Annotated in this window: 20 protein-coding genes and 1 tRNA gene; 9 read left to right on the forward strand and 12 right to left on the reverse strand. The window is 64.5% G+C overall.

The window, feature by feature from the left end; all coding sequences use genetic code 11:
* Window positions 1-110: 110 nt before the first annotated feature.
* From WN73_RS00545 to WN73_RS00560, 4 genes are all read right to left on the reverse strand, one after another.
* Window positions 111-2,894 carry a UPF0182 family membrane protein gene (locus tag WN73_RS00545; RefSeq protein WP_011090068.1) on the reverse strand — a complete coding sequence of 928 codons (2,784 nt, stop codon included), beginning with the start codon at window positions 2,892-2,894 and terminating at the stop codon, window positions 111-113.
* Window positions 2,895-3,136: 242 nt separating this feature from the next.
* A tRNA-Glu gene (locus WN73_RS00550) sits at window positions 3,137-3,211 on the reverse strand.
* 149 nt (window positions 3,212-3,360) lie between these two features.
* A complete protein-coding gene (locus tag WN73_RS00555) occupies window positions 3,361-3,540 on the reverse strand; it encodes a hypothetical protein (protein ID WP_028172872.1) in 180 nt (59 codons plus the stop codon).
* The gene (locus WN73_RS00560; protein ID WP_011090070.1) at window positions 3,524-3,868 is read right to left on the reverse strand and encodes a hypothetical protein; all 345 of its coding nucleotides are present in this window, start codon (window positions 3,866-3,868) and stop codon (window positions 3,524-3,526) included. The genes WN73_RS00555 and WN73_RS00560 overlap by 17 nt, the downstream gene beginning before the upstream one ends.
* Between WN73_RS00560 and WN73_RS00565 the strand changes: the two genes are divergently transcribed.
* The 3 genes from WN73_RS00565 (at window position 3,867) to WN73_RS00575 (ending at window position 6,523) form a co-directional block, all read left to right on the forward strand.
* Window positions 3,867-4,874, forward strand: coding sequence for an RluA family pseudouridine synthase (locus tag WN73_RS00565; RefSeq protein WP_028172871.1), 1,008 nt, complete (start codon window positions 3,867-3,869; stop codon window positions 4,872-4,874). The genes WN73_RS00560 and WN73_RS00565 overlap by 2 nt on opposite strands.
* 219 nt (window positions 4,875-5,093) lie before the next feature.
* Complete coding sequence (rpoH, locus tag WN73_RS00570) at window positions 5,094-5,993, forward strand: RNA polymerase sigma factor RpoH (protein ID WP_011090072.1); 900 nt, start codon at window positions 5,094-5,096, stop codon at window positions 5,991-5,993.
* A 188-nt stretch (window positions 5,994-6,181) separates the two neighbouring features.
* A complete protein-coding gene (locus WN73_RS00575) occupies window positions 6,182-6,523 on the forward strand; it encodes a hypothetical protein (RefSeq protein ID WP_028172870.1) in 342 nt (113 codons plus the stop codon).
* A gap of 53 nt (window positions 6,524-6,576) precedes the next feature.
* Here WN73_RS00575 and WN73_RS00580 read toward each other — a convergent pair whose 3' ends face one another.
* The 4 genes from WN73_RS00580 to WN73_RS00595 form a co-directional block, all read right to left on the reverse strand.
* On the reverse strand, window positions 6,577-7,200 hold the full coding sequence (locus tag WN73_RS00580; protein WP_028172869.1) for a peptidoglycan recognition protein family protein: 624 nt from the start codon (window positions 7,198-7,200) through the stop codon (window positions 6,577-6,579).
* 35 nt (window positions 7,201-7,235) lie between these two features.
* Entirely contained in the window at window positions 7,236-8,447 is a 1,212-nt protein-coding gene (locus tag WN73_RS00585) for a GGDEF domain-containing protein (RefSeq protein ID WP_028172868.1), read from the reverse strand.
* A 596-nt stretch (window positions 8,448-9,043) separates the two neighbouring features.
* Window positions 9,044-9,655, reverse strand: coding sequence for a LysE family translocator (locus tag WN73_RS00590; protein WP_011090076.1), 612 nt, complete (start codon window positions 9,653-9,655; stop codon window positions 9,044-9,046).
* A 283-nt stretch (window positions 9,656-9,938) separates the two neighbouring features.
* Entirely contained in the window at window positions 9,939-10,313 is a 375-nt protein-coding gene (locus WN73_RS00595; RefSeq protein WP_011090077.1) for a response regulator, read from the reverse strand.
* A gap of 127 nt (window positions 10,314-10,440) precedes the next feature.
* Between WN73_RS00595 and WN73_RS00600 the strand changes: the two genes are divergently transcribed.
* Entirely contained in the window at window positions 10,441-11,286 is an 846-nt protein-coding gene (locus WN73_RS00600) for an SDR family NAD(P)-dependent oxidoreductase (RefSeq protein WP_028172867.1), read from the forward strand.
* Window positions 11,287-11,495: 209 nt separating this feature from the next.
* On the opposite strand, the gene WN73_RS00605 is transcribed toward WN73_RS00600, so the two are convergent.
* Window positions 11,496-12,302, reverse strand: coding sequence for a lytic murein transglycosylase (locus tag WN73_RS00605; RefSeq protein WP_028172866.1), 807 nt, complete (start codon window positions 12,300-12,302; stop codon window positions 11,496-11,498).
* Between the two features lie 156 nt (window positions 12,303-12,458).
* Between WN73_RS00605 and WN73_RS00610 the strand changes: the two genes are divergently transcribed.
* From WN73_RS00610 to WN73_RS00625, 4 genes are all read left to right on the forward strand, one after another.
* A complete protein-coding gene (locus tag WN73_RS00610; protein WP_028172865.1) occupies window positions 12,459-12,986 on the forward strand; it encodes a hypothetical protein in 528 nt (175 codons plus the stop codon).
* A 114-nt stretch (window positions 12,987-13,100) separates the two neighbouring features.
* Window positions 13,101-14,045, forward strand: coding sequence for an OmpA family protein (locus WN73_RS00615; protein ID WP_028172864.1), 945 nt, complete (start codon window positions 13,101-13,103; stop codon window positions 14,043-14,045).
* A 258-nt stretch (window positions 14,046-14,303) separates the two neighbouring features.
* Window positions 14,304-14,651: a hypothetical protein gene (locus WN73_RS00620; RefSeq protein ID WP_028172863.1), complete on the forward strand. Its 348-nt coding sequence runs from the start codon at window positions 14,304-14,306 to the stop codon at window positions 14,649-14,651.
* A 517-nt stretch (window positions 14,652-15,168) separates the two neighbouring features.
* The gene (locus tag WN73_RS00625; protein WP_011090083.1) at window positions 15,169-15,405 is read left to right on the forward strand and encodes a hypothetical protein; all 237 of its coding nucleotides are present in this window, start codon (window positions 15,169-15,171) and stop codon (window positions 15,403-15,405) included.
* 108 nt (window positions 15,406-15,513) lie between these two features.
* On the opposite strand, the gene rpoD is transcribed toward WN73_RS00625, so the two are convergent.
* Both rpoD and dnaG read right to left on the reverse strand, forming a co-directional pair.
* Window positions 15,514-17,673 (reverse strand): RNA polymerase sigma factor RpoD, encoded by a 2,160-nt coding sequence (rpoD, locus tag WN73_RS00630; protein ID WP_011090084.1) that lies wholly within the window; start codon window positions 17,671-17,673, stop codon window positions 15,514-15,516.
* A gap of 374 nt (window positions 17,674-18,047) precedes the next feature.
* Window positions 18,048-20,048 (reverse strand): DNA primase, encoded by a 2,001-nt coding sequence (gene dnaG, locus WN73_RS00635; RefSeq protein ID WP_028172862.1) that lies wholly within the window; start codon window positions 20,046-20,048, stop codon window positions 18,048-18,050.
* A gap of 280 nt (window positions 20,049-20,328) precedes the next feature.
* Here dnaG and WN73_RS00640 point away from each other — a divergent pair, with 280 nt between their 5' ends.
* A complete protein-coding gene (locus tag WN73_RS00640) occupies window positions 20,329-20,892 on the forward strand; it encodes a chlorite dismutase family protein (RefSeq protein ID WP_011090086.1) in 564 nt (187 codons plus the stop codon).
* Between the two features lie 83 nt (window positions 20,893-20,975).
* Here WN73_RS00640 and WN73_RS00645 read toward each other — a convergent pair whose 3' ends face one another.
* Window positions 20,976-21,374: a gamma-glutamylcyclotransferase family protein gene (locus tag WN73_RS00645; RefSeq protein WP_028172860.1), complete on the reverse strand. Its 399-nt coding sequence runs from the start codon at window positions 21,372-21,374 to the stop codon at window positions 20,976-20,978.
* Between the last annotated feature and the right edge of the window lie 33 nt (window positions 21,375-21,407).

Raw genomic sequence — 21,407 nt, forward strand, 5'->3', positions numbered from 1 at the left:
TGGGCCGGAGTCAGGCGTTTGTCATGCAACCATCGCGCGGCGCGAGAGCAGCGGCCCGAAGCGCTTGACTTTGCGTCGGCGTGAACGGGCTAAACTGAAAAGTCGAGGCCCTAGCGGTCGGCGGAGTGTCGGTTCATGTCCTCCAGGAGCTCGCGCATGGCGTCGAACTGCGTGCCAAAGCCTTTCCAGTCGCCGGACCTCAATCGTTCAACGGCCTGATTGTAGCGGTCGAGCGCCTCCCGTGCCTGACTTGCCGATGGGCGTGTGACGGGCATTTCCTCCATCGTGCTCGAGACCGGCCGCACCGCGCCAGGCTCGGTGAACAGAGCCGACAAGGCCTCATCGAGCGTCTCCTTCATCACCACATGCTCGCCATAGGCTGCGATCACGCGTTTCAGCTCCGGCAGGTGCCCGTGCTCCGCTCGCAAATAGAGCGGCGTGACATAGAGGATCGAGTTCTCGATCGGGATCACAAGCAGGTTCGCGCCGCGTATCACCCGCGAGCCCATCTGATTCCACAGCGTGATCTGTTGCGATATCTCGGTACTCTGGTTGATCCGCGCTTCGATCTGGAACGGCCCGTAGACGAGCTTCTCCTTGGGAAATTCGTAGACAATCAGCTTGCCGTAGTCGGGCGCGTCGCAGCGTGCGGCGAGCCAGGCGATCATGTTGTCGCGGCGGCTCGGCACCATGGGAAGCATGAGGAAGAACTCAGCCTGCGACTCACCGGGCAGCCGCATGATGATGTAATATGGGGCCATCGTTGCAACGCCGCCGCCGCCCGGCTGGCGCGGGAACTGCCAGAGATCCTCGCGGTTGTAGAAAACGTCGGCGGCCTCCATGTGATAGCTCTGATAGAGCTGCGCCTGAATCAGGAACAGATCCTCCGGATAGCGGATGTGCCTCTGCAGATCCGCCGGCATGACCGAGAATGGCTTGAAGAGGTTCGGAAAGATGCGCCGCCAGGTCGCGGCAACCGGATCGCCGGTGTCCATCAGATAAAAGTCGACGGTGCCGTTATAGGCATCGACGATGACCTTCACTGAATTGCGAATGTAGTTGAGATCCTGGTCTTGCGCCGGCTGCGCGGAGGGGAAGTAGGAACTCACCGTGTAGGCGTCCTGCATCCAGAACATCCGCCCATTGCTGATGACCAGATAAGGATCGTGATCGAGCCTGAGGAACGGAGCGATCGTTCGCACCCTTTCCCCGATGTTGCGGCGGATCATGATCCGGCTGTCCGCCGTGATGTAGCTCGAGAGCAGCAGGTTCGGGTCGTTGAAGTAGTAAGCGAACAGGCCTCTCCATACCGCCGCTCCTATCGGAACGCCGCCCGTCCCGTCATAGGCTGCGTAGACATTGTCTTTGCCCTTCGGGTAGTCGAACTCAGGCGTGCTCCCTTTGACGATGACGTAGCTGTCGTGCTCTTCGCCGTAGTAGATGCGCGGTTCGCGGATCTGCGGGCCTCCGTCCGCGACAGGAGGTATGTCGCGCAAATAGAGGAATGGCAGCCCTTCGCTGCTCTTGCGAGTGACCGGGCTCATCACTGCGCCGGTGCCGTGGGTAAACAGCACGTGGTGGTTGACCCATGTCTGGGCATTCGGCGGCAGCAAGGAAGGTCGCAGTTCGCGGGCCGAGATCATGACGCTTTGGTAGGAGCCATTGAGCCAGTAGCGATCGACGTCAAGGTGATGGAATTTGTAGTAGGTGCGGATCTCCTGCAGCTGCGCGTAGGTGTCCGCAAGGGGCTGCCAATCCCACAGCCTGATATTGTCGATGGTCGCCTTGTTGGCGTCGAGCGTCTTGAAGCTGAGCTTCTGTTCGGCGGCGAACGGCTTGGCCGCGATCTGATCGAGATTGTAGGCCTGCCGGGTGAGCGCGATGTTGCGTTCGATATAGGGCCTTTCCAGCTCCAGTTCGCTTGGCCTGACGAAGAACTGCCGGAACAGCACGGGAACCAAGCCGGACAGCACGAAAGACCCGATCGCGACAAGCAGGAACGCGGCGGCAGGAAGCCGGTAGGTGCGCACGCGCACGTTTGCCCACGCGGCGAGCGCCGCGATGCCCGAAAGTCCGATCATCAGCCACAAGGCCGGCAGCCCCACATGGACATCGGTGTAACTTGCACCGACAACCACGCCGTTATCGCCATAGAGCAGCAGGTAGCGATCGAGACCAAAGGACCAGGCCTTCACCGCAAACAGAAGACCGAGCAGCGCCGAGCCGTGGGCAATCACCGTCGACGACATTGATCGGCGATGAATGTCGTATTCGATCTCGCCGTGCACCAAGTAGATCGCCGCGGCAAACAGCGCGCTCAGCGCGAGCGCGAGCATCATCCAATTCTTGATCAGGATATAGGCGGGCAGCGAGAAGAGATAGAAGCCGATGTCGTTGTTGTAGAGCGGATCGTCCGCCCCATACGGCGCCTGATAGACAAACTGCAGGAAGACGCCCCAGTTGCCGGCTTCGGCCGCCGCGACAAGCAGAGCGAGCGAAGCCGCACCAGCTGCGATCAACCGCGGCCACCGCAGTCGGTCGCGCACAAGCGCAAGCAGATCTGGCGGCGCGTTGCCCGCGGCGCTCCACACGGAAGCGGCGGCAAGCTGTGTCGACCGCCGTCGGGCGAAGTGCAGTGCGAGCCATCCGTTCAACAACAGGATGACGGCAGTTGCCGTCCAGACCGCAAGAAAGACGACGGCCTTGGCGCCGATTGTTGTCCAGAAAACCTCGCGATAACCGATCACGGAAAACCAAAGCCAGTCGACCAGGAAGTCGCTGGCGAGCGCGAGCAGGGTCAGGACAATCGCAATGACGAGGGCCGCAATAATCAGCCCGACCACGGCACTTTGCCTTGGTGCCTTCCGCTCGGGTCCTGTAATCCCGATCGTCATCGCCTGATCATAGTCGAAATCAGGGACGCCCGCCGCTTGATTCGTGGTCGGGATGACGCCTCGAGGCGGGCGACGCAAGTGCTCGAAGCTGCGTCGCTAGGACCGCGGCGCAATATGGCATTTCGAAACGGCGCAAGGCGCCAAGCACGGCTGATGCAGCCGGCGCGATCAATCAGCTATCGCGCAACATGGCGCTCCCGAACCGGAGTGCCATCGTACAATGTCGGGAAATATCTTGGATTTGGCGCTCCCTAGGGGAATCGAACCCCTGTTTCAGCCTTGAGAGGGCCGCGTCCTAACCGCTAGACGAAGGGAGCGTGAGGGACAGGACATAGCCGCGAATTTTGCCGGCGGCAAGCCTCGATCGGGGGCGAAATCGGCGGATATGCATGGCGAGTGCGGCTCAGGCTTAACGGCGCGAAGGACCGCCCGGCCGCACGCGCTCCCGTCACATGGCCGGGAACACTCAGGGCTTCTTCAATTTCTCGATCGCGGCGGCGCCGGCGGCCGGCTCCAGGCGGAACAGGCCGGAGCCCGAAAATGCGGATTTGGACGGCGACGTCGAGCGGATCTGCTCGCCGCTGTTGCCGGCTATGGCCTGGTTGAGCAGGTCCCGAACCGGGGCGGCGCTACGGCTCGTTGGCAAATTTGAGCTTTCCCGCCGGCTTCAGGGTGTGGGCGTCGAAGGTGCGGATCTCGGTGACCCCGCCGACATCCAGCGTGATCACGAGGCGATCGCCGGCGACCCCGGTCGAGACGATCCTGGCGCCCTTCGGCAGGGTGGCAGTGACGTCGCCCGCGATCTCGGGCGCCCTTCCCTCCGACTTGAAAAGGCGGTAGCCCACCGCGATCAGAACGGCGCAGATCGCCAGCGCCGTGGTCAGCCCCGCGATCAGCATCATCCGCCGCACCCGCGCGAACAGCGCGGCCTGCTCGGGGGTCGGTTCGGGAACAGCGGTATCAGACGTCGTCATGGAAAACTCAGGCTCTGCGCAAAGGTTGGAGGTTGTCGTCGCCGGCGACGAGGGCTCGGCCCGGCTCGACCGCGTGCTGGCGGCGCGCCTGCCGGACCTGTCGCGATCGAGGCTGAAAGCCCTGATCCTGGCGGGGGCGGTGAGCCTGAAGGCCTCCGCCGTCCGCGACCCCGCTTATCACGTCAGTCACGGCGATACGATCATAATCGACGTGCCGGAGGCCGCGCCCGCCGAGCCGAAGGGCGAAGAGATCGCCCTCGATATCGTGTTCGAGGACGACGACATCATCGTCATCAACAAGCCCAAGGGCCTGGTCGTGCACCCCGCGGCCGGCCACGAGACCGGGACCCTGGTGAACGCGCTGATCGCCCATTGCGGCTCGACGCTGTCGGGGATCGGCGGGGTACGCCGGCCCGGCATCGTGCACCGGCTGGACAAGGACACGACGGGACTGATGGTGGTCGCCAAGAACGACCTCGCCCACGCCTCGCTGTCGGCACAGTTCGCCGACCACGGCCGCACCGGGGCGATGCGGCGCGGCTATATGGCGTTCGCCTGGGGGGTGCCGGGCCGGCATCGCGGCACCGTCGATGCGCCGATCGACCGCCATCCGTATGCGCGGGAGAAGATGGCGGTGCGCCAGGGCGGCCGCGAGGCAGTGACGCATTGGGAGATCCTGGAGAGTTTTCCGGGGCGCGACGGCAAGCCGATCGCGGCGCTGCTCGCCTGCGAGCTCGAGACCGGGCGCACGCACCAGATCCGGGTCCACCTCGCCCATATCGGCCATCCGCTGATGGGCGATGCGGTCTATGGCCCACACTTCAAGACAAAGGCGAACCAGCTGGCGCCAGAGTCGCAGGCCGCTTTAGCGGCGCTCAGGCGGCAGGCCCTGCATGCCTATCTGCTGGTATTGGAGCACCCGAGGACGGGAGAATTACTCCACTGGGAGGCGCCACTGCCGGAGGATTTGCTTCTCCTCAGGAGCGCCCTGAAAGCGGCGCTATGACGCAGGCCCGTTAGGAAAAGCGTTACATTACAAAAAGTTATAGCTGCCACACGGGGACGTGACGTCAGCAATCCTTCCCTTTTTGACCCCCCATGGGGTATATTGCGCCTGCGTTGGAAATGACCAACGCGGAACATCGCAGCTACGGCCGGCTTTAACACAGCGGTCGTCTGCCTGGCCCGCCGCTATCGGGGGCCTGAACCTTTGGAGGGCTCAACTATGGCCCGTACCGCTGCTCTGCCGGTCCTCAATGGAGAATCCGGCCTTTCTCGCTACCTCGCCGAGATCCGCAAGTTCCCGATGCTGGAACCCCAGCAGGAATACATGCTCGCCAAGCGCTGGCGGGAGCATGACGATCGCGACGCGGCGCACCAACTCGTCACCAGCCATCTCCGCCTCGTGGCCAAGATCGCCATGGGCTATCGCGGCTACGGCCTGCCGATCTCCGAGGTCGTCTCGGAAGGCAATGTCGGCCTGATGCAGGCGGTGAAGCGTTTCGAACCCGAGAAGGGGTTCCGTCTCGCCACCTACGCGATGTGGTGGATCAAGGCGTCAATTCAAGAGTACATCCTGCGTTCCTGGTCGCTCGTGAAGATGGGCACCACCGCGAACCAGAAGAAGCTGTTCTTCAACCTGCGCAAGGCGAAGAGCAAGATCAACGCGCTGGACGAGGGCGATCTCCGCCCCGACCAGGTTGCGACCATTGCCAAGCGGCTGGGCGTGACGGACCAGGACGTGATCGACATGAACCGCCGCCTCGGTGGCGACGCGTCGCTCAACGCGCCGATCCGCGACGACGGCGAAGCCGGCGAATGGCAGGACTGGCTGGTCGACAATACGCCCAACCAGGAAGCCATGATGGCGGAGCACGAGGAGTACGATCACCGCCGTGACGCGCTGAACGGCGCCATGGGCGTGCTCAACCCGCGCGAACGCCGCATCTTCGAGGCCCGCCGCCTCGCCGATGAGCCGATGACGCTGGAAGACCTTGCTGCCGAGTTCGGCGTGTCGCGCGAGCGCGTCCGCCAGATCGAGGTCCGCGCCTTCGAGAAGGTGCAGTCCGCGGTCAAGGGCACGATCGCAAGGGCAGAACAGGCCGCGCTGGAAGCCGCGCATTAAGCGGAGCTTCGCTGGCGCAAGAGATTGGCGGATCGAAAGAGACGGAAAAGCCGGCGGCAACGCCGGCTTTTTTGTTGGGTGTGAGCTGCGGCATATTTCGCAGCGATGCCGGCGAGGCACCTTGAACGCCCGTGACGGGTCGCCCGACACACTCTTGACGGGCCACATCCAGAGAACGGACACGCGCCGTGTCGATCATTTTGCAATCCACCGTCGGCGGCTTCTCCGCCCAGTTCATGCGCAAGCTGCCGCTGGTCGAGCAGGCGATGCGGGACCACGGGCTCGATCCCGCGGAGTTCGTGATCTCCAAGGACTACGCCTCGACCGCGACGATCCCGATCATGGGTCCGTTCTTCTTTAACTACAGCGTGTACTTCGGCGACGAGACATTCACCGTCACCGAGCCGAACGACATGGTGTTCCTGGACTACTTCTTCAAACGCGTGCTCGCAGCGGACGAGCCGCCGGAAGTGCCGCGGCGGCCAGGCTTGATCCGGCGGCTGTTCGGCTGGATGGCGCAGCCGGTGTAGCCCCTCCCGTCATTCCGGGGCGCGCGTAGCGCGAACCCGGAATGACACGCGCGCTACTCCCCCCATGTCCTCGCCAGCGTCGCGAGCCAGCAGCCTTCGCAATAGCGCGCGTCCTTGTAGTCGATCCAGTTGTGCGCATAGACGCGGTCGAGCGGGATGTCGTAGCGCGCACGCAGCACCTGGACGAGGATCTTCCACGCCGCGACCTGGGCCTCGGTGGGACCGGCCGCAACATCGGGATAATTGCCGGCGAACTCGACGCCGATCGAATTGTCGCGCACCACCTGGCGATAGGTCGGTCTGTTGTCGATGTACTTGTTGTCGTTGCGGTTGGCGCCGTCGCCATGGGTCGGCACCAGGTTTTCCGCGACCGCCCAATAGACCGTGCCGTCGGTCTCGACCCAGACCGTGACGCCGCGCCGCGTCGGGTTCTTCGACTGCTCCGCCGCGCCGCCGCGGGCCGAGCCCGCCGGCCCCTCGGTCTGGTGCACGATGATGTTGCGCCAGGAATGGGCGCTGCGGACGTCGCCCCACGGCGCGAGCCAGACGATCTTCAGGCCGGGAATGTCGGGCGTGCCGGAGGCGCGCGCGAGCTTTGCGAGTTCAGCGTCGGTTGCGGCGGCGGGTGCGATCAGGAGGGCGGCGAGAATGGCCGCGAGCAGGCGAGACATCATCACAAAGGGTCCAATGCGGACCCGAGCCTAGCACGCCGTCAGGCGAAATTGTGCGCGGCTTCGCCCATGCCGTTCGGCTCGGGCGAGAGCGGCGGTGCCGGATCGTAGACGGCAAAATCGTTCTTGCCGTTCTTCTTGGCGGCATAGAGGGCGTGATCGGCATGCGCGATCAGGCGGTCCGGGAATTGGCCGATGCCGGGATCCCATTGCGCCGCGCCGATCGAGATCGCGATCGGGATGTCGTTGCCGTTGCAGGCCGCAGCGTCCCGACGGCAGACCTCGAGCACACGGCGGGCGATTGCGGCCGCCTCGCGCAAGGAAGAGGACGGCAGCACGACGCAGAACTCGTCACCGCCGGTGCGGGCGAGCATGTCGCCGGGCCGCAGCCGCGTCTGCGCCATCAGGGTGAAGTGCTGGAGGCAGGCATCGCCTGCGGCATGGCCATGGGTGTCGTTGATGGTCTTGAAGCCGTCGAGATCGATCACCAGCAGCGAGAACGGCTCGCCGCTGCGCTCCGAACGGGCGCATTCCTCGGACAGTCGCTGCAACAGATGGCGCCGGTTGGCGACGCCGGTGAGATCGTCGAGCAGCGCGAGGTCGGCGACCTCGCCACGCAGCCGGTCCATCGCCATCAGGAGGAAGCCGAAATTGAGCGTCATCGACAGGAACAGGAGCCCCAGCACCATGACGGCGTGGGTCTGACCGCCGGCGACCGCCGAGAAATCGTGGCCGAGCAGATTGCCCACCGCACGGGCAAGGAAGATCGCAATGATGGTGATGATGACGATGCCGGCCAGACGGGCGCCAGGATTGACGTGCCCTTCAGGCGGCAACAGCAACAGACGCAGCGACAGCACCAGCGGCAGGGCCTGGCCGATCGTGTAGCTGAGCATGCGCAGCTGCATGTGCTCGAAGCCGACCATGAAGAAGACGACACTGCCGATGCTGATGATCCCCGTCGCAGCCATGACGCGCCAGGAGACCGGCCGGTCGTAGAAGCGCTGAATGCCCATGGCGGCAAAGCAGCTCGCCGCAATGATACCGGTGGCCCCGATGAGAAGCGGCACGGGAGAGGCGACGAACAGACGGATCAGCGCCGCCATCGCGCCGGCCGCGCCGACGAAGGCCGATGCCATCCAGAACCGTGCGGCCGCGAATTTCGGATAGGAACGCGTCACGTAGGCCCAGATCAGGCCGAGCGCCAGGAAGTTGACGACGAAGACCGTCCAGAGTGTCGGTACGTTCAGCATGGCGCGTGCGGCAAGTGCAGCGCCCCGCCCCCCATTACTGGTAGCCGTCCGTCCATAACCCATCCCCGTTTTCTTGCGGGGAACAATGCGCGGGTTGCACTTAACGGAGTCTCACTGCGATCCTTCAAAGCGCGCCTTTGGTTTTGGATTCGTGAACGGCGCGCGGATTGTCGGATCGTTAGGCATGTCGCCATCGGCCTCGTGCGGTCGTATCGCGATCCGCCGCGGAGCGGATTCGCGGGCAAAAATCACCCGAAAACGCATCTGAGCTGTGGATAACGTGATGACACAGATATGACGGCGCGGGGCAGAGACCTGCGAATCTGCTGAGTTTGTCGTCGAGGATGTTGCGAGGCTGGCCCTCCGCCGAGCATCCCTCGTGTCGCGTTCCACCATTAACCCTTGAGAGGATACTATGGCTAAGAAAGCGAAGAAGGCGAAGAAGGCGACAAAGAAGAAGGCCAAGAAGGCCGCGAAGAAGAAGTAGCCAGCATGTTCTTTGCCCGGGTGGAGCTCGCTCCGCCCGGGCGTCGGGTAAGGCTAAGAGAGTTTGAAGATGGCGGGCGCGTGGCCCGCTTTTTTATTGGCTGGAGAAGCTACCGCTCGGCAAACGCGAGCTTGGCGCCGAGTGCGGCAAATCCCGCCGCAAAGCTGCGGCGCAGCCAGGTCATCACCGCGGGGCGGGAGATGACGCGCTCGCGCACGGATGCGGCGCAGAGGCCGTAGACGACGAACACCGCAAACGTCATCGCCATGAAGGCGCCGCTCAATTCCAGCATTCGCGCCAGCACATGGGCCTCGTCCGCCGCGATGAACTGCGGCAGGAAGGCGAGGAAGAAGATCGACAGTTTTGGATTGAGGATGTTGATCAGGAAGCCGGTGACGATGACCCGGCCGCTCGACCGCTCCTTGATCTCGCCCTCCACCGCCAGCGCACCCCGCTCACGCAGCGCCTGCCAGGACATGTAAAGCAGATAGAGAACGCCGCACCATTTCAGCGCGGCGAAGGCGAGCGCGCTGGTGTGGAGCACGGCGGCAAGTCCCAGCATGGCGGCAACCATGTGCGGCACGATCCCGAGCGTGCAGCCGAAGGCGGCAGCCAAGCTGGCGCGGGAGCCGCGCGTCAATGCCGCGGCCAGCGTGTAAAGCACGCCGGTGCCGGGCGAGGCGACGACGATCAGCGAGGTGAGCAGGAAGGACCAGGTCATGAGCAGACCCTACCACCCCGCCTCATGGCAAGAAAGCGGCGCCCGGGATCAGCCGTCAGGATGACGGGGTGCGAACAGACCTGCCCCACAGACAAGGCAATTCCAACACCGTCACCCTGAAGTGCTCGCCTCTTCGGCGAGCCTCGAAGGGTGATGGCCCGGCTGCATCTCGGCCGTTCATCCTTCGAGGCTCGCCACACGACGCTTTGCGCCGCGCGGCTTGCACCTCAGGATGACGAGGTGAGAACTGGCCAGCCCTACAAACAAAGCGGTTCTGACCCGGTCAGACCACCTGCGCGATCTCGGCCTCGCGCAGCACGTCGAGCGGCGCCCAGGGCTTGGCCCAGAATTTGGCGCCGTCGGGCAAGGGCTGGTTCAACGGGCGGCCGGAGGTGACGACGACGTCGAGCTTGGGATTGCGTCCCTTGGCGACATGGGCGAGCTCGACGCCGTTCATGCGGCCGGCAAGCTGCACGTCGGTCACCATCAGGCAGAGCGCGCCTGCGCTCTTCTCGAGCACGCGCTCGGCCGCTTCGGCGCTCTCGCACTGGATGACCTGATAGCCGCTCTCTTCCAGCAGGAGACTGAGCATTTCCCTCTGCATGGGGTCGTCTTCAACGACGAGTGCCGTTGCAGGAAATGGTCTCGATTGTCCCATCGGCGACTCCCAATGCTGCCTGTCTTCGTCCAAGTAACTTACGTTAAGGAGCCAACTCGAATACGGTTCGGTTCCATTCTGAAAAAATGTAAATCATAGTTCCAAAATCGGAGCTTGAGGGGGATCCATGACTGCGATTCGCGGCGCCGCCGCCATCACGGGAGCTGCAAGCGGCATTGGCCGCGCACTCGCCATCGAACTCGCCCAGCGCGGCTGCGACCTTGCGCTCGCCGATCGCGACGAGGCCGGGCTGAAGGCGCTCGCCGCCGAGATCGGCGAAGGAAGCGAGAAGGCACGCAAGGTCACCGTGCATCGCGTCGACGTCAGCGAGCCCGGCGACATCGCGCAGTTCGCAAGCGAAGCGACAGCGGCGCATCCGTCGCTCGGCATCCTCGTCAACAATGCCGGCGTGGCGCTGCTGGGCACCTTCGAGGAGATCGACCAGGCGCAGATGGAGTGGCTGTTCGACATCAATTTCTGGGGCGTGGTGCACGGCACGCGCGCCTTTCTGCCGCACCTGAAGACGATGGAAGCGGCGCATATCGTCAACGTCTCGTCGGTTTTCGGCATCATCGCCCCGCCGGGACAATCGGCCTATGCCGCGGCCAAATTCGCCGTGCGCGGTTTTTCCGAGAGCGTCCGGCACGAGCTCGCGGTCGCCGGAAGCCCGGTGAAGCTGTCGGTCGTGCATCCCGGCGGCGTCGCCACCGCAATCGCGCGGAGCTCGCGCACCGGGGTCGGCGTCACCGACAATGCCCGCCGCTCGCAAATGATCGAGCGGTTCGAGAACGCGGCAAAGACGACACCAAAGGACGCCGCTCTGCGCATCATCAAGGGCATCGAGAGGAACGAGCCCCGCATCCTGATCGGCAACGACGCCCGCTTCATGGACCTGCTGCAGCGCTTCCGCCCGGGGACGTACTGGGCGCCGTTGCAGCGGAGGCTGGAGAAGATGGCGAAGGGGACGAAGTGAGTGTGATGCGACGCCGCCCTCCGCACCCACCGTTGTCGTCCTGGCGAAAGCCAGGACCCATAGCCACCGAACTCAGTTTGGCGAAGGCGGGCAGTTACTCAGCCAATGCAAGTGGCTGAGAGCCGTCGTAACAATTACTCCCTGAGGTAATGGGTCCTGGCTTTCGCCAGGACGACGATGGGGGGTGCCCTCGCAGCCGTCTCCCACCCTCACTGCCCCGCCAGCCGATCGGCAAAATAGCCGATCGTCTTGCGATAGATCACCGCCCTGTTCCACTCCCGCATCGCCTCGAAATTGGCGGTGCCTTCGCCGTAGGGCTGGCCCATCTTGAAGCCGCTGGTGTGGAGCAGGTTCGCGGTCGAGGCGAGCACGTCGGGCACGCTGTGGCGCAGGTCGACGTGACCGTCGCCGTCGAAATCGACGCCGTACTTGATGTAGGACGACGGCAGGAACTGGGTTTGGCCGATCTCGCCGGCATAGGCGCCGATCAGGTCGCGCAGCGGCAGGTCGCCGCGCTGCACGATCTTGAGGGCGGCGAGCAGCTCGCCCTGGAACAGATCGGTGCGGCGGCAGTCATGCGCGAGCGTCGCCAACGTGCGGATCACCGGCAGCTTGCCGATGTCGCCCTTGCCAAAATCGCTCTCGAGCCCCCAGATCGCAACCAGGATATAGCGGGGTACGCCGAACTGCTGTTCGATGCGCGAGAGCAGCGCGGCGTGACGCTGCAACAGCGCCTTGCCGCCATTGATGCGGCCCGGCCCGACGCGGGTCGAAACATACTGCTCAAAGCTCTTGTTGAAGGTGTAGCGCTGGCGCCGGTCGAAGGCGAGCACGGCGCCGTCCTGGGTGATGCCGCTGAACGCCGCACTGGTCACGCTCGCCGAGACGCCGGCTCCTTGCGCTTCCGAGGCCATGCTGGCGACGAAGCCGTTGAAGTCGCCGCCGCAGCGCGCGGCCTCGGCCGGGCCGCCGGCCAGACCAACGAAGCAAGCGGCGGCCAGAGCGTATCTCAGCATGTCGAGCGATCCCCCAAAATCCCAGTGCGAAGCAGCGCGCGATCATGCCCGGGAAAGCGGCAACCGTCAAAGCGGCGCGCTTGATCCGCATCAACGTGTCTCACGCCCCGCTTTCTAGATTGAGCGAAACACGAGAGCCTCCCAGGAGACTAGCCTATGACCGGAATTACCTTGACCGCCGAGCAGATCCGCAATGCGCCCGCCTTGGTGCGGCAATGGATCGAGCAGGAGGTGATCACCTCGCTCGGCCTTGCACCGCGGACGCCTGCGGCCGCGCCGCCGCAGGCCGCCCATCTCGTCGCCTGCAGCGTGGAGGACATGGCCGGCGTGCTTGAGCATGTCCGCGGCGTGTTTCCCGCCGTGAACGTGCTGTTCGAGCTCGGCCGTCCCGGCATCAGCATCGGCCAGCCCGCAGTGATGACGTTCCGCCTGATGGACATCCTGCATCACACCCGCCTGCAGGACGTCGGCCAGGTCATGACCTGCCTGGAGATGCTCAACGAGGCGCTGACCGAGGTGAGGAAAGACCCGTCGGTGCGGTTCTGCGGCTTCGACAATGAGGGCCATTGCCTGATCGCGCCGCAGACCCAGACCAGCATCGCAACGCTGTGGCAGACCATGATGGAACGCCAGCAGGCGGCGCAGGCGCCCGAGGCCGGCAGCCGGATTGCACCGGCGGCTTGAAACGGGCGGCGGCTTTCCGGACAATCGGCAAGGGAATGGGCCGCCGGTGAGAACCGGCGGTATGGTGCAGGCGACTAACGTCTGCGCCCCCTCCTCAACCGATAGAGAGTGCCGATGCCCGCGCCGCGAAACATCCCCGGATCGCTCGTCCTTGCCGCCCTGCTCTGCCTTCTCGCCGACACCACCGCGACCGCGCAGACGCGCGACGTCGCCGGCAGCCGCGACTATCCCGGCATCGGCCGGTTCGCCGGCAGCGTCATCACCGGCTATGTGGTGAAGGATTTTGACGCCGCTCGGATGCAGGCGGCCGCCTTCAAGGACGGCCAGCCGACCGATGCGCGGCGGCTCGAGGGCCGCGTTGTCCGCATCGCCTATCGCACCAATCCCGGTCCCTCGATCCTGGAAGTGTCGCGCAATTTCGAGACGCAGCTCGCGAAAGCCGGCTTCGAGACCCTGCTCTCCTGCGACACCGACGCCTGCGGCGCCATTCCCTTCACGGAAAACATCGACACGCTGCCGATCCCGCAGATGTGGGTCGACGGCTTCAACTACCGCTACTTTGCCGGCCGCAAGAGCGAAGGCGGGCGCGAGACCTATGCCAGCGTCATCGTCAGCCAGAACAACCAGGAGATCTATGCGCAGGTCACCGTCGCCGAGCTCGGCGCCATCGCGAACAAGATGGTCGATGCCGCCGCGATGGCGAAGGGCCTGGGCGAGACCGGCCACATCGCGCTCTACGGCATCTATTTCGACACCGACAAGGCCGTGCTGAAGCCGGAGAGCCGCCCGACGCTGGAGCAGATCGCAAAGCTCCTGACCAGCCAGCCGCAGCTCAACGTCTTCATCGTCGGCCACACCGACAGCCAGGGCGCCTACGAGTACAATCTCGACCTGTCGAAACGCCGCGCCGAAGCGGTCGCCGCCGAACTCGCGAAGAGCTTCCGCATCGCGCAGGCGAGACTGCGCACCGCCGGCGTCGGCCTGCTCGCGCCAGTCGGCTCGAACGCGACGGACGCCGGCCGCGCGCTGAACCGGCGGGTGGAGCTGGTGGCGCCGTGAGGACGTGCGCCGGAGTTTGATGCGCCTCAACATAGTGCTGCAAGCGACATGGGATGAACGATCGCGCCCACGCTCCCCTCTCGTCATTCCGGGGCGCGCGCCAGCGCGAACCCGGAATCCATCGAGCGGCAGCGTTGGTGGATGAATGGATTCTCAGATGCGCAATTGCGCGTCATAGTTCGCGCTTTGCGCGCCCCGGCATGACGGATGGCGGACTTGTCGCTATAATTTCTGCGCTTCTGTAGGAGGCGAACCGCCATGCCCAACAATCAGCAACCTAAACCAACCCGCCCCGCCCTGCTGCGCATCCCGCTGTTCCGCCTGCTCGCCATCAACCTCGCGATCGGCGCCTGCGCCGCGGCGCTTCTCGTCGGCGGCCTGCTCTGGCTCAACCCCGGGCATCTGCGCGAGCTGATCCTCGCCGACCGCGCAGGCGGCGTTGCGCTTGTTCTGCTGCTCGCTTCGTTCCTCATCACCTTCGGTTCCGCCGCGATGGGCAGCGCGATCATGGCGCAGGGACGTAAGGAGGATGATAGCGGGCGCGGCGGCGGACACCAATCGCCGCTCGCCGTCCAGGAACTGGCGCAGCGCAGGCGCACGCATTGAGATGTGCACCGCGAAGATGGAACTCGTCCGCACCGGATCACATTGTCGGCACGCAAACGGGAACACGTGCAGCCCGACGCGCCTCGCTACAAGCGCGTAACTCTCGCTGCATCGCGAGAGCGGACAAGATGAACAAAGTGATTTTATAGTCCAAGCAATTGTTTCGGCGCGCATCGAAACCAGAGATCGCGATCGACGCATATCTGATGCGCTCACTGCGACACCAACGCTGCGGCGATTTATCTTGCCACGGCATGGCGCGAGTTATATTATTCTATCCTAGGTTGTCGCCCCGCCAGCCCCGGGCGACACTGAAGACCCAAAATAAACGGCGGGCTTTTCGGCCCGCCGTTTATTGAGGAAGGGCCGCAACGGACCTTACGAAGCGCCGGGCGCATCCATTTCTTGAAATCAGATTTCGCCGATCGATGGCACGGAGACCTCCGCAGGCCGCGGCTCCATGCTGACAACCCCCAAAGCCATTTGACTATGACGCCCTTATCGACGACAAGCCGCCATGGCCAAGAAACCCGGGACCAATCCCAAAGGCGAGTTTGCCTTCTTCAACGTCGTCTATGAGGACGGCTCCCAACGCTCCAACCGCCGCGTCCCCGCGGAATTGCTCGGGGGCCTCGAGGGCGACGAGCCCGCCCGCGGCTTCATCATGGAGCAGGACCGCGAGATCGCCGAAAAATCCGGCCGCCCGCCGCTGGCGATCAAGGAGATCGAGCGGGTGGGGGTGAAGAAGAAGTAGGACTTCGAGCGCGACACGCGACGCGTCAGCACAAACGAAAAACGGCGGGCTTTCGGCCCGCCGTTTTCGTCTGGATGCCCGGGTCAGGCCCGGGCATGAGAATCCGAATTAGTTATCCAGGAAGCTCCGCAGCTTCCGGCTCCTCGACGGATGCTTCAGCTTGCGCAGCGCCTTGGCCTCGATCTGGCGAATACGCTCGCGGGTCACCGAGAACTGCTGGCCGACTTCTTCCAGCGTGTGGTCGGTGTTCATGCCGATGCCGAAGCGCATGCGCAGCACGCGCTCTTCGCGCGGAGTGAGCGAGGCGAGCACGCGCGTGGTGGTCTCGCGCAGGTTCGACTGGATCGCGGCGTCGATCGGCAAGATCGCGTTCTTGTCCTCGATGAAATCGCCGAGATGCGAATCCTCCTCGTCACCGACGGGGGTTTCGAGCGACAACGGCTCCTTGGCGATCTTGAGGACCTTGCGGACCTTCTCCAAGGGCATGCCGAGCTTCTCGGCGAGCTCTTCAGGGGTCGGCTCGCGGCCGATCTCGTTGAGCATCTGGCGGCTCGTGCGCACGATCTTGTTGATCGTCTCGATCATGTGCACGGGGATGCGGATGGTGCGCGCCTGGTCGGCGATCGAGCGGGTGATCGCCTGCCGGATCCACCACGTGGCGTAGGTCGAGAACTTGTAGCCGCGGCGATACTCGAACTTGTCGACGGCCTTCATCAGGCCGATGTTGCCTTCCTGGATCAGGTCGAGGAACTGCAGGCCGCGGTTGGTGTACTTCTTCGCGATCGAGATCACGAGACGGAGGTTGGCTTCCACCATCTCCTTCTTGGCCTGGCGGGCTTCGCGCTCGCCCTTCTGCACGGAGTGCACGATCTTGCGGAACTCGACGATCTCCAGGCCGGTGAGCGCAGCGAGCTGATGCACCTCGTGGCGGAGGTCCTTGATGCGGTCCTTCTCATGGTGGACGAAGTTCTTCCAGCCCTTGGCCGACAGCTTCGAGACGCGGTTGAGCCAGCGCGGATCGAGCTCCGAGCCGGTGTAGTTGCGCAGGAAATCCTCGCGCGCGACGCCGTGGCTGTCGGCGAGACGCATCAGGCGGCCCTCATGCGAGACGAGGCGCTTGTTGATGTCGTAGAGCTGCTCGACGAGACTGTCGATACGCGCCTGGTTGAGGCGCAGCGACTTCACCTCGACGATGATCTCGTCCTTGAGCTTGCGGTACTTGCGCTCCTGGTGCGGCGAGAGCGAGGGCCCATGCGAGGTGCTCTCGAGCTGGTTCTGGATGTCCTGCTCCTGAAGCTTGCGCAGCTTCTTGTAGCTCTCGGCGATCTTGTCGAAGATCTCGACGACCTTGGGCTTGAGCTCGGCCTCGATCGCCGCAAGCGACATCTGGTTCTCGAACTCGTCGTCCTCGTCCATGTCGGCTTCGGCGGCGGCCTCGCCCGGATCCTTCTCGGCCTCGGCGCCGTTGCCGGCGGCAGGCGCGGCGCGGAACGGGGTCGGCGCCGGCGGCGCGGCGGGCGGGGCGACATGCGCGGGCGCAGCCCCGGTCACTGCAACCGCTTCGCCGCCCTCGGCCGTGGCTTCGCCGTTCTCACCGGTGGGGCCGCCGATCATCGCGGTGTTCATGCCGCCCTTGGCTTCGGGGCCGGCATAGGTCGCTTCGAGATCGATGATGTCGCGAAGGAAGATCTTGCCTTCGTTGAGCTCGTCGCGCCAGATGATGATGGCCTGGAAGCTCAGCGGGCTTTCGCACAGCCCTGCGATCATCGCCTCGCGGCCGGCCTCGATGCGCTTGGCGATCGCGATTTCGCCTTCGCGGGAGAGCAGCTCGACGGTGCCCATCTCGCGCAGATACATGCGCACGGGATCGTCGGTGCGCTCGCCCGGCTCGCTCTTCTTGACCTCGGTGACGGCCTTCTGGGTGACCTCGACGAGTTCGTTGTCGGTCTCGTCCTCGCCGCCCTCGTCCTTGTCTTCCTCGCCTTCGCTATCGTCGGCTTCGGTGACGTTGATGCCCATGTCCGAGAGCATGGACATGATGTCCTCGATCTGCTCGGGCGAGGTCTGGTCGGACGGCAACACTTCATTGAGCTGATCGAAGGTCACGAAGCCGCGCTTCTTGGCCTGCTTGATCATCTTCTTCACGGCCGCGTCGGACAGATCGAGCAACGGCGAGGGCGCGTCCTGGGAATCCTTCTCGGGAGCATCCGCTGCCTTGTCGTCTTTTTCCTTGTCCTTCGCCTGCAGCGTCTTTGCCTTGGTGGCCATCCATTGCTCCTAAACGCGTTTCACACAGACGTTCGCCGCGCCTGCCTGAAATCACTTGAACCTGTTGCTCGACGCTCTCGCTTCGTCAGCTCTCGACACGGAAAGGGCGGCGCGCACATATCTCGCCACCCCCAACTTTCTCTCGCCGGATTTGCCTAACGCTTCGTGAGCCTCTTTGTCGCAGCGGATGCAGGTGTAGTGCCAACAGTTCTCGCGCGGATTCATTCCTGACGCGTCTGTTCTGCCTGCGGCCGCCTCTGGGCCAAAGTGCTACAAGACCGTTAAGCCTCGATTAACCCTGTTTTTGCCGCCAAACCATGGATTTGGCGAGTCTTTTAGCGGTTCCGGCCCCGGCCGTCCGCATGATTCTTTCATCACACGCTCTTCTGGAACCGGCCCGACAGCTCGCCAAAACCCTCGATCAGGGCCTCGGTGCCGTCGACTTCGCCTATCCGAGCCTTGACGTCACGCAGCCACGCCAAATTGGCCTCGCTGGGGTCCTCCCCCAAGGCCAGCTCGGCGTCCTTCAGCTCTCTAAGTAGTGAATGCCATTGCCGATGCAAGGCAACCAGCTGGTGCCAAGTGGAGAGAACGTCGTCCCGTGCCGCGCCTTCCCGCGCGCCCCACACCGCCGCGGTCGTGATGCCATTCTCAACCCTTTGAAGAAGCTGAGAAAATCCTCCCTTTTCGATGTCGGCCCGCATCTTCTCGGCCAGCTCGCCAGGGTCCGGCGAGTGGTGATGGTCGTTGGCGAAAGCGGCGATAATGCCGGCGCGGAGCTTGTGGGCCTCCGGATGGGCGAATTCCAGGGCGGCAACCTCCTCGAGGTGCTCATGCAGCAGCCAGGGGTGGTTGATCAGGCATTGCAGGATCAGGGCCTCCCTGCGGGAGATGACGCTGCGCTGGCCCTTCATGATCGGGCTCATCGCGAGCTGGGGGCTCGCCGCCTGGTAGGGGCCGGAGGGTAGCGGGGTGGGGCCGGGCGCGCCGCGGAACCCCTGGCCGCCGAATCGATTCGCCTGCCCGCCGCTCCGCGGCTGGAACGGGCGGCCGCCCTGACCGGGGCGGAAATTGCCACGGCCGGCAAAGCCGCCGCGCCCGCTCTCGGGCGCAAACGTACGCTGAAGCCGCTCGGCGAGATCCTGGCGATAATAGCGCCGCACCACCTCGTCGCGGATGCCGCCTGCGAGCTCCTTGATGCGCGCCTCCAGTGCAGCGCGCCGCTCGGGGGTGGCGAAGTTGCCGCCTTCGAGCTCGCGCGACCAGAGCATGTCGGCGAGCGGACGCGCCGCCGCGATCACCTCTTCCATCGCGCCACGCCCGCCGGAGCGGACGAGATCGTCGGGGTCCTGCCCTTCCGGCAGCAGCGCAAAGCGCAAGCTTTTTCCGGGCGCGAGAAACGGCAAGGCGAGATCGGCCGCACGATAGGCCGCCTTCTGGCCGGCCCTGTCGCCGTCGAAGCAGAGGATCGGCTCGTCCGCCATCTTCCAGAGCAGCGCGAGCTGGTTTTCGGTGAGCGCGGTGCCGAGCGGCGCCACGCTGCCGGCAAAGCCCGCGGTGACCATGGCGATGACGTCGACATAGCCTTCGACCACGATCAGCGCGCTGCCGTCATGCGTGGCTTTGCGCGCGGTCTGGTGGTTGTAGAGATTGTCGCCCTTGTGGAAGAGCGGCGTCTCCGGCGAGTTCAGGTATTTGGCCGGAACGTCCTTCTCCAGCGCGCGTCCGCCGAAGGCGATGACGCGGCCGCGCAGATCGGTGATCGGAAACATCACGCGATCGCGGAAGCGGTCATAGGGCACGGGAATATCGTCGCCGCCGATCAGCAGGCCGGTCTCGACCATGTCGTCGACGGAGACGCCGAGCTTGCCGAGATGCTCCTTCAGCGCGAAGCGATCGGGCGAGGCATAGCCGAGGCGGAACTGCAATTGCGTCGCCGGCGAGATGGCGCGATCGGCGAGATAGCCGCGCGCCTTGGCGCCGACGCGCGAAGCCAGCGTTTCGGCGAAATACTTTGCCGCGAGATCCATGACGTCATGCAGCGAGCGGCGCCGCTGCTCCTGGCGCGCCGCATCGGGCGTCACCGCCGGCAGCGGCAGGCCCGCCATGCTCGCGAGCCGCTCGACCGCCTCTGCGAACGGCAGGCCGTCGGTCTCCATCACGAAGGTGATGATGTCGCCATGCTTGCCGGAGGAGAAGTCGTGGTAAAAACCCTTCTGGTCGTTGACGTAGAAGGACGGCGTCTTCTCCTGCTGGAACGGCGACAGCCCCTTCCACTCCCGTCCGGCCTTCTTCAGCTTGACGCGCTTGCCCACGACTTCGGAAACCGAAAGCCGGGCACGCAGCTCGTCGAGGAATTGGGGCGTGAAGCGCATGGGGGTGTGTCTAGCGCGAAACCGTGTGAGTCGGGCGAAGGATCAGGGATATAGGTGCGGCCCGCCCAAAAGTCAGGTTTGTCAGGCTTATCCGGGTTATTCGACCTATGCACAGGCGCCGTCATCCCGAGGCGCCCATCCCGTCACCCCCGCGCAATGGCGAAGCCATTGTCGCTGGAGGCGCTCGCCTCTTCGGCGAGCCTCGAAGGGCGACGGAACAGGTGGCCGGGAATGACGCGAAAAGCTTGAACCTAACCCGGTTCCACGCTTCCATATCCCTATGTTCAGGACCTTTCGAGGCGGCCACAGCGGGGGCTGGCGCATCACCTCGATTTCGCCGGTGACGGGCGAGCCCCTGCCCTTCATGCCGGCGCTGTCGGTCACCGACAGCGAGGCGGTCTCGTTGCCGCTGGTGCCTTCGCGCAATGCGTGGCGGCTTGCCGGCGTGCCCAGCAGCTTGCGCTACACCGAGCGCGCTGAGAAGCAGCAGCTCGTGGCCGTGCAGGCCGGGCTCGGCCGGCTCGAGGCAACCAGCGCGGCGCTGATCCCGATCCGCAAGTCGCAGGCCTGGTGGGAGCTGACGCAGGAAGAGCGCCGCAGGATTTTCGAGGACAGATCGCACCACATCGCCAGCAGCCTGCGCTTCCTGCCCGCCATCGCGCGGCAGCTCTATCACTGCCGCGACCTCGGCGGCCCCTTCGACTTCCTGACTTGGTTCGAGTTCGCCCCCGCGCACGCCTCGCTGTTCGAGGAGCTGGTGGCGATGCTCAGGCGCACCGAGGAATGGACTTACGTCGAACGCGAAGTGGACGTGCGCGTGGTCAAGGAAGTGCTGTCGGCCTAAAGCGCGAAGAGATCGCGCTTTAGGTTATTTTTTTTGAGCATGATCTTGTCGGAAAACCGCTACGCACTTTTCCGGATCATGCTCTAGTGCTCCAGGAAGCGCCCCGACTCGATGCGGGGCAGATCGGCGACGGGCCAGTTGTAGACATAGGTCCACGCCTTGCCGGCGGTGCCGTCCGGCAGCGTCACGTCGATCAGCTTGCGCAGATATTCGGTCGGCTCCGGAAACCCCTCGCCGCAGGCCTCGTACATGTCGAGCTCGCGCAGCAGCTCGTCGGGCACGCGCATGTGGAACAGCTCGCCATGGACAAGGTCGGACGGCGCATCCGACAGCAGCAATCCCGGATAATGCTTGATGAGAAAGAGCCGGCCGCGGCAGGTCGCTTTACCCAGAAATTCCGCGTGGCCGGCAAGCAGCCGCGCCATCGGATGGTCGAAGCCACGCATCAGGGTGCCATAGACGAAGAGACGATCGGAGGTCATGGGGGTGTCTATAACTGTGAATTTTGCGGAACG

The sequence above is a fragment of the Bradyrhizobium sp. CCBAU 45394 genome, from assembly GCF_028128655.1.
In the GTDB taxonomy this organism is placed as follows: Bacteria; Pseudomonadota; Alphaproteobacteria; order Rhizobiales; family Xanthobacteraceae; genus Bradyrhizobium; species Bradyrhizobium diazoefficiens.

Coding starts and splice junctions, on each gene's coding strand:
- WN73_RS00545 (WP_011090068.1), bottom strand. CDS start 2,894: ATGACGATCGGGATTACAGGACCCGAGCGGAAGGCACCAAGGCAAAGT.
- WN73_RS00565 (WP_028172871.1), top strand. CDS start 3,867: ATGGAAAACTCAGGCTCTGCGCAAAGGTTGGAGGTTGTCGTCGCCGGC.
- WN73_RS00560 (WP_011090070.1), bottom strand. CDS start 3,868: ATGACGACGTCTGATACCGCTGTTCCCGAACCGACCCCCGAGCAGGCC.
- rpoH (WP_011090072.1), top strand. CDS start 5,094: ATGGCCCGTACCGCTGCTCTGCCGGTCCTCAATGGAGAATCCGGCCTT.
- WN73_RS00585 (WP_028172868.1), bottom strand. CDS start 8,447: ATGCTGAACGTACCGACACTCTGGACGGTCTTCGTCGTCAACTTCCTG.
- WN73_RS00590 (WP_011090076.1), bottom strand. CDS start 9,655: ATGACCTGGTCCTTCCTGCTCACCTCGCTGATCGTCGTCGCCTCGCCC.
- WN73_RS00595 (WP_011090077.1), bottom strand. CDS start 10,313: ATGGGACAATCGAGACCATTTCCTGCAACGGCACTCGTCGTTGAAGAC.
- WN73_RS00600 (WP_028172867.1), top strand. CDS start 10,441: ATGACTGCGATTCGCGGCGCCGCCGCCATCACGGGAGCTGCAAGCGGC.
- WN73_RS00605 (WP_028172866.1), bottom strand. CDS start 12,302: ATGCTGAGATACGCTCTGGCCGCCGCTTGCTTCGTTGGTCTGGCCGGC.
- WN73_RS00610 (WP_028172865.1), top strand. CDS start 12,459: ATGACCGGAATTACCTTGACCGCCGAGCAGATCCGCAATGCGCCCGCC.
- WN73_RS00615 (WP_028172864.1), top strand. CDS start 13,101: ATGCCCGCGCCGCGAAACATCCCCGGATCGCTCGTCCTTGCCGCCCTG.
- WN73_RS00620 (WP_028172863.1), top strand. CDS start 14,304: ATGCCCAACAATCAGCAACCTAAACCAACCCGCCCCGCCCTGCTGCGC.
- WN73_RS00625 (WP_011090083.1), top strand. CDS start 15,169: ATGGCCAAGAAACCCGGGACCAATCCCAAAGGCGAGTTTGCCTTCTTC.
- rpoD (WP_011090084.1), bottom strand. CDS start 17,673: ATGGCCACCAAGGCAAAGACGCTGCAGGCGAAGGACAAGGAAAAAGAC.
- dnaG (WP_028172862.1), bottom strand. CDS start 20,048: ATGCGCTTCACGCCCCAATTCCTCGACGAGCTGCGTGCCCGGCTTTCG.
- WN73_RS00640 (WP_011090086.1), top strand. CDS start 20,329: ATGTTCAGGACCTTTCGAGGCGGCCACAGCGGGGGCTGGCGCATCACC.
- WN73_RS00645 (WP_028172860.1), bottom strand. CDS start 21,374: ATGACCTCCGATCGTCTCTTCGTCTATGGCACCCTGATGCGTGGCTTC.